The sequence below is a fragment of the Cupriavidus sp. UME77 genome (genome assembly GCF_014170355.1).
GTDB lineage: Bacteria > Pseudomonadota > Gammaproteobacteria > Burkholderiales > Burkholderiaceae > Cupriavidus > Cupriavidus basilensis.
The window spans coordinates 20,802-31,083 of the sequence record NZ_LZZU01000056.1; the positions used below are offsets into that span (position 1 = coordinate 20,802).

Annotated in this window: 7 protein-coding genes; 1 reads left to right on the forward strand and 6 read right to left on the reverse strand. The window is 67.4% G+C overall.

The features are described 5' to 3' along the window. The first annotated feature begins 128 nt into the window (after positions 1-128). On the forward strand, positions 129-2,969 hold the full coding sequence (locus tag A9975_RS23235) for a hypothetical protein (protein WP_183034865.1): 2,841 nt from the start codon (positions 129-131) through the stop codon (positions 2,967-2,969). Here the strand turns inward: A9975_RS23235 and A9975_RS23240 are convergent. The 6 genes from A9975_RS23240 to A9975_RS23265 form a co-directional block, all read right to left on the reverse strand. Next, a complete protein-coding gene (locus A9975_RS23240) occupies positions 2,966-3,154 on the reverse strand; it encodes a hypothetical protein (RefSeq protein WP_255503392.1) in 189 nt (62 codons plus the stop codon). The genes A9975_RS23235 and A9975_RS23240 overlap by 4 nt on opposite strands. A gap of 102 nt (positions 3,155-3,256) precedes the next feature. Further along, positions 3,257-4,327 carry a nucleotidyl transferase AbiEii/AbiGii toxin family protein gene (locus tag A9975_RS23245; RefSeq protein ID WP_183034866.1) on the reverse strand — a complete coding sequence of 357 codons (1,071 nt, stop codon included), beginning with the start codon at positions 4,325-4,327 and terminating at the stop codon, positions 3,257-3,259. Next, positions 4,308-4,715, reverse strand: coding sequence for a DUF6088 family protein (locus tag A9975_RS23250; protein ID WP_183034867.1), 408 nt, complete (start codon positions 4,713-4,715; stop codon positions 4,308-4,310). Before A9975_RS23250 ends, A9975_RS23245 begins: the two co-directional genes overlap by 20 nt. A gap of 312 nt (positions 4,716-5,027) precedes the next feature. After that, a complete protein-coding gene (locus A9975_RS23255) occupies positions 5,028-6,338 on the reverse strand; it encodes an MFS transporter (RefSeq protein WP_183034868.1) in 1,311 nt (436 codons plus the stop codon). 414 nt (positions 6,339-6,752) lie between these two features. Then, positions 6,753-9,767: a c-type cytochrome gene (locus A9975_RS23260; RefSeq protein ID WP_255503393.1), complete on the reverse strand. Its 3,015-nt coding sequence runs from the start codon at positions 9,765-9,767 to the stop codon at positions 6,753-6,755. Further along, positions 9,764-10,270, reverse strand: coding sequence for a (2Fe-2S)-binding protein (locus A9975_RS23265; protein WP_183034869.1), 507 nt, complete (start codon positions 10,268-10,270; stop codon positions 9,764-9,766). Before A9975_RS23265 ends, A9975_RS23260 begins: the two co-directional genes overlap by 4 nt. Positions 10,271-10,282 lie beyond the last annotated feature (12 nt).

The following is a 10,282-nucleotide window of genomic DNA, read 5'->3' on the forward strand; positions in this document are numbered from 1 at the left end:
CAGCGCACGCCCGGGCCATACCAGGGTAAATACCGAATGCTGCCGCGCAACGGTGCACGCGTGCGTGCTTTGCCACGCCATGACGCCGCCTATACTTGGGCTGGAATGTGCCAAGGAAAGGATCCCGCATGCCAGCTCAAGAGCAGCCTTCGGATGACGAACTGGCCCGCATCGCGCGCCGGCGCCGGCAACTCGGGATTGCCCGGCGCGCGCGCGATGGCGACAGCAACTGGGCGCTGGCACTCTCGGGCGGCGGGATCCGCAGCGCGACGTTCTGCCTGGGCGTGATGCAGGCACTGGCCAAGGCGCCTGCGCCACCGGCGGCCGGTCCTGCGCTGCACGAAGTTGCCAAGGAGGCGCCAGCGGATGCCGTCCAGGAAGGCGACGGACCGGATGCCATCAATCCCGCCCCCGCGCCAGCCACTACCTCCTTGCTCGGCCAGTTCGATTACCTGTCCACCGTCAGCGGCGGCGGCTACATCGGCGCTTTCTTCTGCAGCCTGTTTGTGCCGGGCAGGTTGAAGCCGGGCACCACGCCGCCGGAGGCTGCGGCACTTGCTTACCGCACGTTGCAGCATGAGCCGCCAGAGCGCATCCGCTCGTCGGCGTCCTACGCCCCCGATCCGGGGCGCGCCGCGGTGGCGTGGCTGCGCGAGAACGGCCGTTACCTGACGCCGACCGGCGCTGGCGATTCGCTCTACGCGGCCTCGCTGGTGGTGCGCAACTGGTTCGCCATGCAGTACGTGATCGGCAGCGCGCTGCTGTTGCTGCTGGCGGTGCTGGCGCTGCTGCGCCATCTCGCCATCGGCACCTGGCTCGACCTGGGCCGGCACGAGCTGGACCTGCTGCACGACGCTCGCCAGGTGTTCAACGAGGGTGGCCTGGCGATCTGGTGGAGCGAGCTGCTGTGGCTGCCGCTGGCGGCGCTCCTGCTCTTTGCCGTGCCGCCGGGCGTGGCGTACTGGCTGGTCTATCCGCACGGCGGCAATGGCAAGGCGGCCTTGCGCTTTGACAGCCTCGCCACGCGGCTGGCCGCGCTGGCTGGTGTGGCGATGCTGGTCATGGCGGCGGTCCTGCACCACCTTGGTCCGGGGCTGGTGCTGTCGTGCCTGCTGCTGGCGATGGCGGTGCTGACGCTGTCAGGCGTGGCTTGCTGCTTTGTGTTGTGCCGGGTGCCGCCGGCTACCGTGCAGGACTACCGGGTGCGGGCCACACGCCTGCTGAGCCAGGCCATTGGCATTGCGCTGTGGCTCGCGGCGCTGGGCGTGGCGGACACCGTGGCGCGCACCTTCTATCTCTACACGCAGGCCTCCCATCAGCCCTGGCGCACGCTCGGGCCCGCGGGGATGCTGGGTGCGCTGGTCGGGCTCATCCGCTATGGCGCGGCGCTGATCGATGGCAAGGGCGGTAATGGCGGTAATGGCGGCAATGGCAAGGGCGGTACGTGGCGCGCGCGTCTGCCGGTATCGCTGCTGGCGGGCATTGCCGCCGCCGTGGTGGCGCTGCTGGTCTTTGTGCTGTGGTCGTGGCTGGTGCTGTGGGTGCGCTGGAACGGCGGCGAGCCGCTCGACTGGTTCACCTTCGGCAACGCCTACACCACGCCGGTGCTGTGCACGCTGATCGTGCTGGCGCTCGGGCTGACCATGATCGCCGGGCGTTTCGCCGGTTTCCTGAACCTGTCGACGCTGCAGCCGTTTTACTCTGCCCGCCTGACCCGCGCCTACCTCGGCGGCTCCAACGGCAAGCGCTTCATGCCCGGCAGCGGCGCGGCGCCCGCGCAGCAGCATGGCAGCCAGCGCGCCAGGCTGAGCGTGGCAGAGCCCGCTGACGGCGACGCGCTCAGCCTGAACACCTACTACGATCCCGCCATGCTGGCGCCGCTGCACCTGATCAACGTCACGCTCAACCTCACCGTGGATCCCGCCGAGCAACTGGTGCAGCGCGACCGCAAGGGCAAGCCGCTTTGCGTGGCGCCTGGCCCCTTCGTGCTGCCGGCAACGGCCTCGCGCACCATGCCCGAGGATTCCTTCGTGCGCTTCACCGTGGACGGGCAGCGCTATTTTCCGGAAACGCACAAGGCGGGCGGCAGCGAGCTCTCGCAATCGCGCACGCTGGGCGACTGGATCGCGACCTCGGGCGCGGCGGTCTCCACCGGGCTGGGCCGCTCCACCACGCTGGGCACATCGCTGCTGCTAGGGTTGGCCAACCTGCGCCTGGGCACCTGGTGGCCGTCGTACCCGCTGGATGCCGGCAGCGCGCCGCGCGCCGGCGGCGCAGACCGCAACCGCGTGCAGGCGGACCTGCCCGGGTCGCCCTGGCTGGGCGGGTTGATCACGCTGTTGCGCACGCAGTACTACCTGGCCTGCGAACTGAGCGCGCGCTTTCATGGCACGCGGCGCGGCTGGCAATACCTGTCGGACGGCGGGCATTTCGAGAACACCGCCGTGTATGAGCTGCTGCGGCCCGAGCGCGGGGTGGGGCTGGTCGTGCTGTGCGATTGCGGAGCGGACCCGGACTACCAGTTCGGCGACCTGGCCAACCTGATCCGGCTGGCCCGCATCGACATGGGGCTGGAGATCGTGGTCGATGCCGCGGCCGCCGGCGATGCCGTGCTGGGCAGCGTGTTCGGCACGCCGGAGGATTTTCTGCCGGCGGCTCGCCAGAACCCGGCAACGGCCAACAAGTGCGCGCTGCTGTTGAACGTGTACCGTGCGCCTGAGCCCGCCGCCACGCGCCGTCCCGTATCGCGCATCGTGCTGCTCAAGCCCTGCCTGATTGCTTCGGCGCCGGTTGATGTGCAGCAGTACCGCGCCGGCCATCCGGCGTTTCCGCAGGAACCTACGATCGAGCAGTTCTTCAATGAAGCGCAGTGGGAGAGCTACCGCGAGCTGGGGTTCTCCATCGGCCAGCTTGTGTTCGGTGGTGGCGCCGGTGGCGACGCGGTGGCGCGCGCCTTGTGGGCGCGCTAGCGCCCGAAACCCACCACCTCTTCCAGCCGGCAGCTGGCTTCGCGCAGGGCCTCCAGCAGGCGCGGGACCGACTCCTCATTCAGGCGTTGCTGCGGGCCTGCAATGGCCAGCGAGCTAACCACCTCGGTCTGGTCGCGCGACCATAGCGGCAAGGCCAGCGCGCCGTCGAGAGTCTTGAGAGTCATACCGTTATCCTGCCTTGATCCTGCTTTGCATGGGCAGCATGGTACGGATAAGCGGCGCGCGGCTCAATCTTTGTTGTCGAGAAGGCACGGTGGCGGGGAGCCCTAGCCGGACCTCGTGGTACTTGCCGTTGTCAGGAAGTGCTCTGCGATTGCGGCGAAAGACGCAAAGCAGGTCTCGAAAGCTGGCTTCTCTTTTGCGAACAGGAGAGGGAGCAGGCGCTGCGAGAAATCTCGGCGCAGGCCTTCGTCGCTACGGGCGCGATCCAGCGCGTTGCGCAGGACGGCGTAGGGCTTGGTATCGAACCCGGGATGTTGGCCCTTGAACTCTTCAACGTCTTTCGCCACGAGCGCGGCAAAGACAGCACGAGCCGACTCGATTGCGTCTGGCCGTGCCGCGTGGATACGCCAGACGTCATAGACGTGGCGAACCAGAGCCGGGTCGGAGTCGCCACGCTGGTGCCCATCCCACTTCCAGGCGCAGCGTCGCAAGAGCGAAAGCACCTTCTCCGCGAGGGTCTCCGCGACCGAGATCGCAAGCATCTGGAAACGAACCGGCGTGTCGCGGGGAATGAATCGATCCAGCAGGTAGCCCATATCGAACGCTTCGACCGGGAGCTTGGGCGGACGATGGATGAGTTCGACTTTCAACTCTGGACGCAAGACGCCGGAGACATCCTTGAATTGCGGACCATACTCAACCGCAAGCCTGTAGTAGCGACGGTTGTCGTTGGAGAGCGGGTTGTTCCTGTCTTCGATTTTCGTAAAGACGAAGCCAACCCGGGTCAGGCGCTCCTCCAGTTCGGTCTGGATGTCGCCCAGACGCTTGCGCGTCGAATGACCTTTGGGCAGCGCATAGCCATCCGGAGCGTCTTCCAGCAGAACCTTGATGTCGATGTCTTCCGACATCCGTTCGATGAGGCCGTGGGCTTTCGACAGGCAGGTGCCGCCGGCAAAGACAAGCTGGCTCTTCAGTGCTACCCGAGCCGGGCGCGTATCTCCCGTCCTGCGCTCTTGCCGATGTGCGATGTGCGCGATCCGGATTTTGGAGAGTGCAATCAGCGCATCGGTGATGTGGATGTCTTTTTCCGCTACGGCGGGCGGTAAGTTGTTCAGCAGGCCTGCAGTGGCAGCGTCTTCAATGTCGGACTTGAGCTCAGCGGTGATGGCTTTCATATTGGATGGTCCGATCGCCTACCGTGATTTGCCGGCTGATGCGTCGGCGTCCAGTGTTGACAACGCTTCCCATCGGGATCTGGGTGCTCCTGCCGCTGTTGTAGTCCTGCGCGAGCTGGCTTGGGGAGATCGCGATGCCAAGCTTTTGGAACAGCTCGGCAGCTATGTCCTCGAGCGTGCCGGCGGGCGTCGGTTTTCCGGTGAACTTGTTGACGCGTGTCTTGGCGAACGCCCCTTTGCTAACGCGGACCAGCTTGCCCTCGTCCACAAGACGGGCTAGGACGCGGCCAACCTGTGCGGAGCTTCCCAGCTTGGCAAGCTCCGAGCGCAGGATGACAGTCGCAGCGCGCTGAGTCAGCGAGCGATTGATTCGATCTTCCAGTTTCATGGCTTGCCTGCCGGGTCGGATTTGCATTGATAGTGACTCTATCACAGGAAATACCGGAAACTGGCTCTGGCATTGGGAAATTGGATTTCAGAATCTGCTCATTTACGATCAGTTTTTGCGAGCGAATTCAGTGTAAATATGCGTAAAAATCCACAAAAAAAGCTCCCGATTGCTCGGGAGCCCAGATTGCTGACGACGCTGGATCTGCATTGCCTTGCTCCGGCCCTCCCCTGAGGGGAGAGGGAGAGACAGCCGTCGTCATGGCGCGCGGATTTGGCCCGTTCGGCGGCTCCGGCGCGGGCCCGATCCAGGCTAGCGGTTGACCACCTTGGCCGGCATCGCCAGCACCAGGAAGCAACTCGCCACCAGGCAGCCTGCGAACAGGATCAGGCCAGCGCTCGGGCTGTGGAATGTGTCCTTCAGCCAGCCCAGCAGGTAGGTGGCCGCGAAGCCGCCCAGGTTGGCGACCGAGCAGGCCAGTGCGATGCCGGCGGCGGCCGCGGTGCCGCTCAGGAAGGTGGATGGCAGGCACCAGAACACCGGGAAGGTCGCCACGATGCCCACGTTGGCCACCGTCAGCATCACCAACGTGGCGGAGGTGGAGCCGGTGACGAAGGTGCTGCCGACCAGGCCAGCGGCGCCTGCCAGGGTGGGTAGCACAATGTGCCAGCGGCGCTCGCGGGTCTTGTCGGAGTGGGCGCCGTTGAGCAGCATCCCGATCACCGCCGCGGCGTGCGGGATGGCGGTGAGCAGGCCGATGTGCAGCGGGCTGGCCACGCCGGAGTCGCGGATGATGGTGGGCATCCAGAAGCCGATGGAGTACGTGCCCATCAGCAGGCACATGTCGATCAGGCCCAGCATCCACACGCGGCGATCGGCAAAGGCGGCCATGAGCGAGTGGTTGTTTTCAACCAGCACGTCCGTATCCAGGTTGCGCTGCAACGTGCGCTTTTCGTCAGCCTGCAGCCACTTGGCGTCCTTGATGCCGTTGGGCAGGTAGATGAACACCATCACGCCCAGCAGCACCGAGGGGATGGCCTCCAGGAAGAACAGCCACTGCCAGCCGGCCCAGCCGTGCATGCCGGCAAAAGCGGTCATGATCCAGCCGGACAGCGGGCTGCCGATCATGCTGGCAAGCGGCAGGCCCATCATGAACAGCGCGATGATCTTGCTGCGCTTGTGGGTGGGGAACCAGTAGGTCAGGTACAGCAGCACGCCGGGCAGGAAGCCCGCCTCGGCCGCGCCCAGCAAGAAGCGCAGCACGTAGAACTGCGTTGGCGTGGTGACGAACATGGTCGCCCCGGACAGCAAGCCCCACGTCACCATGATGCGGGCGATCCAGAGGCGTGCGCCCACCTTTTGCAGCACCAGGTTGCTGGGCACCTCGAACAGGATGTAGCCCACGAAGAACAGGCCCGCGCCCAGCCCGTAGATCGTCTCGCTGAAGTGCAGGTCGTCCAGCATCTGCAGCTTGGCCAGCCCGACGTTGATGCGGTCGAGATAGGCGGCGAGATAGCAGGCGCAGAAGAACGGGATCAGGCGCCAGGTCACCTTGCGGTAGATGTCTGGCTCGGTCGCCGCGGGTAGTACGCCCGCCGCGCCGTCTGGATACTGATACGACATGTTCACTCCTTTACTGTTTACCGTTGTCTACCGTGTGTGTGTCTTTGCCACCGCTGCGCTCGGCTGGCTTGTGCTGTTTGCTATGCAAGCAGCGGGCCAGGCCTGTTCAGTGATGGATGGCTGTCTTCTTATGGTTTCCGGCGGGCTGGCCGGGGTGTTACGCGCCGTCCTTGTGCAGGGGCGGCACCGCTTTCCTTCATCCGGCACTCATGTAGTGCCCGCTACATGATCGTTCAGCGTAAGCTACATAAAACAAGCTAGCAAGAGCGTGGTGGTGGTTTTCTCCTCGGGGTTTTCCCCCTGCCGCGCGGCGTATGCACCGGGTAGGCGCGGCAGGGGGCTGCGGCAAGGTGGCTTGCCGGAAAAATGGCGGGCTGATGGCTTCAGGCCGGCCCGGTATTGTTCAGTGCCTGCTTAATGAGTGGGTTGGTGAGTGGGGGCCGCGCGCAGCCGTGCGAGCGTATCGTCCACGTTGTCCCAGGCGGGTTTGTCGGGGGCGAAGCGCTTGCGCAGGTAGTGCACCAGTTGCGTCAGCTGACGGTCGTCCAGGCTCTCGCCAAAGGCTGGCATATAGCCCAGATCGCTTGTCCCCGGCGTGGGAATGCCATCCAGCAGCACGCGGATCAGGTTGTCCGGCTTGTCGCCGTGCAGGTTGGTATTGAGCGCGAGCGACGGCTTGATGCCGAATTGCCTGATGCCCTGGTCGCTCTGGTGGCAGACCGCGCAGGCATTCTGGTACAGGCGCGCGGCGGGGCCGCCAAGCGTGCGCGCGGCGTCGGCGCTGCGTTGCTCAAGCTGCTGCGCCTGTGCGCTGGCCGCCGCCGCATCGGGCTGCGCGCCGCCGAACGATGCCACATAGTGCGCGATGGCGCGCACATCCTCCTCGGGCAGCAGCGCCAGCTCTTCGATTACCGGCGCCATCGGCCCGGCGGCCGCGCCATGATGCGGGGCGTAGCCGGTGCGCAGGTAGGAGAACAGCGATTGCTCCGTCCATGGCACCGGCGCGTGCGACAGCTCGCCCAGCGCGGGCGCTTCCCAGCCTTCGGCCTCGCCGCCGCCAAGATAGCGCCGCCCGCCTTGCTCGGCGCCCAGCGCGTTGCGCGGCGAATGGCAGGCGCTGCAGTGGCCCAGCCCTTCGGCCAGGTACGCGCCGCGGTTCCACTGCGCCGAGCGGGCCGGATCGGCCTCGAAGGGCTTGGGGCTGTGGAACAGCAGGTTCCATCCGGCCATCAGCGGGCGCAGGTTGTAGGGGAAGGCCAGCGCGGTCTCGGGCGCCTTGGCGCGCACCGGCTCGGCGGCCATCAGGTAGGCGTAGAGCGCCTGCAGATCGCCATCGCTGGTCTTGGCAAAGGCGGTGTAGGGGAATGCCGGGTAAAGATGCCGGCCATCTCGATGAATGCCCTGGCGCATGGCGCGCTCGAACGCCGCGTAGGACCAGTTGCCGATGCCGGTCTCGACATCGGGTGTGATGTTGGTGCTGTAAATGGTGCCGAACGGTGTGTCCAGCGCCAGCCCGCCCGCATTGCGCGCGCCGTTGGGCGCCGTATGACAGACCGCGCAATCGCCGGCCGCCGCTACCAGCCGGCCGCGCTCGATGGTGGCGGCCGAGTAGAAGCCGGCCCCCGGCGGGGCCACCGGGGCGATGGGCGCGCGCCATGGCATGGCTGTGACAAACAAGCCGGCCGCGGCGGTGGCGCCGGCCAGCAGCCAGTTGCGCTTGCGGGCGGCACCGCGCTTTGGCGTGCCCTCGGGATTGGCCTGCGCGGCCAGCGCAAGCCGGATGCGTTCGCCGCTGAAGGGTGGCTCGCGCAGGCGCACGCCGGTGGCGTCGAAGATGGCGTTGGCCACGGCCGGCGCAGCGGGCAGGGTGGCGGCGGCGCTCGTGCCGAGCGTGGCGCTGGCGGGGCTCAGCGCGCCGGCAACGCGCACTTCCGGCAATTGCGCGGTGGCAAGCGCCGGCAGGCTGGCATCGTGTACCACGGGCAGGTTGGCGGCGGGCCAGCTATCGAAGCGGCTGCCGTCGACGGTGAGTTGCTGCGCGGCGCGCGCGGCTTCCTGCTGCAAGGCCACGGCATTGGCCCCGCCCTGTTCGCCCGCATCGCTGTCGTGTCCTAGCGTGACGCCGGTGACGCTGACCTCGCCGGTGGTGGCATCCACTTCGACTTCCGCCACCCAGGCCGACCAGCTGTGCACGGGCTGGCCGCTATCGGCCAGCCCGGCTTCGATGGTGTTGGCGTACGCAAAGCCGCGTCCGCGCCGTACGTTCTGTTGCGCTTGCGGGCGTTCGCCGCGTGGCTGCCAGTTGGCCTGCGCCGCGACCCGGCGCACGAGGCCAGCGCCGCGCGCGTCGTCGAGATGGCGCAGCCGCAAGGCCACGGGATCCTGCGCACTAGCTGCCGCCACTTCGTCCAGGTGCGATTCATGCGAGAACACGTGGGCGCGCGCTGCCTGCGCCGGCGTGCTTTCCACGCGCGGCTGTCCCGGCAGGTCGGCCTGCGTCACGCTCAGGCTGTCAAAGCGGTAGGGTGGCACGATGGCATCGTCACCCGTGTCGCGTCCGGCGGATGCTTCCGGCTCTATCTCGCTGACCGGCGCTGTCGTGCGGGTCAGCCACAAGGCCAGCGGCGGCGCATGCATGACCGCGGCGCTGCCGCGCGCATCCACGACTGTGTTGACGGCATAGGCGGCGATCTCGCCATCGCGCGTCCAGGCGCTTTCGATGTGGGTGTTGACCATGGCCTGCGTGGCGCCAAGTTCATGGGCCTCCACACGCACGCGCACCACTCGCCCGGCCGAATGCGCCAGCAGGGCGGCATCGGCGGCGGCATGGTGGGCGTACAGGGGATCTTCGTCGTGGCCCGGAGCCTGCCAGCAGATCAAGGTAATGCGGCTTTCGCCGATGCCGAGCAGGGCGGCGAGTTCAGCCCGCAACGCGCCGGGGCGACGGCTGGGCAGCCACACGCGCAGCGCGCTGTCGCGCCAGTCCGCAAGCGCGGAGCAGCCGGCGGCTTGCAGGCCGGCGAGTGGCCATTGATAGTCCTGCACGCTGCGGCCGGCGGCATCCGCCATGGCCTGCGCGGCGTTGCCGTGTTCGGCAACGATGCGGCGGGCGAGCGGCAAGCCCGAGGCTGCCGCTGTCGGCGGGGCTTGCCAGTGGGCGCGCAGCGCGTGGGCGGCTTGCAGCGCCTGTGGCGCGGTATCGGCAGCGATGCCGAGAAAGTCGCCCCGGCGCAGTACCGTGGCAACACCGGGCACCGCGCGCGCGGCCGTCTCATCGCAATCGATCAGGCGGGCGCTACGCAGCGTGCCTGTTTGCCATGCCAGCACGGGCGGGCGGATGACGTGCCCTGCCAGCCACTCCCGCTCGGGCGGCGGCTGCCATGCGCCGGGGCCGGCCTGCGCCATGACGAGGTCGTCGCGCCCGCTCATGCCGCGCCATCCCGGCCTGCGGCCTGGCGCAGCAGCACGGCAGCGCGTTGCACCGCGCGCAGGATCTCCACGTGCGTGCCGCAGCGGCAAAGGTTGAAGCGCAGCGCCTCACGGATCTGCGCCTCGCTGGGTTCGGGGTTTTCCGCCAGGAGTGCCTTGGCGGTCATGATCATGCCGTTCAGGCAATAGCCGCACTGCGCGGCCTGTTCATCGATAAAGGCTTGCTGCACCGGGTCGGGCTGCCCGCCGGTGGCCAGCCCGTCGAGCGTGGTGATGGCGCGTTGCGCCACCGCTTTCACGGGAATCACGCAGGAGCGCGCCGCCACCCCGTCCACCAGTACCGTGCATGCGCCGCACTGGCCCAGCCCGCAGCCGTACTTTGGGCCGTTGCAGGCGAGGTCATTGCGCAGGACGTAGAGCAGCGGCGTGTCGGGATCGACCTCGGCATCGAGCTGGTACGTGGTCCGGTTGACCCGGAGGCACAGGGGGCGGGGCGTGTTCATCGGGGGGCTTGG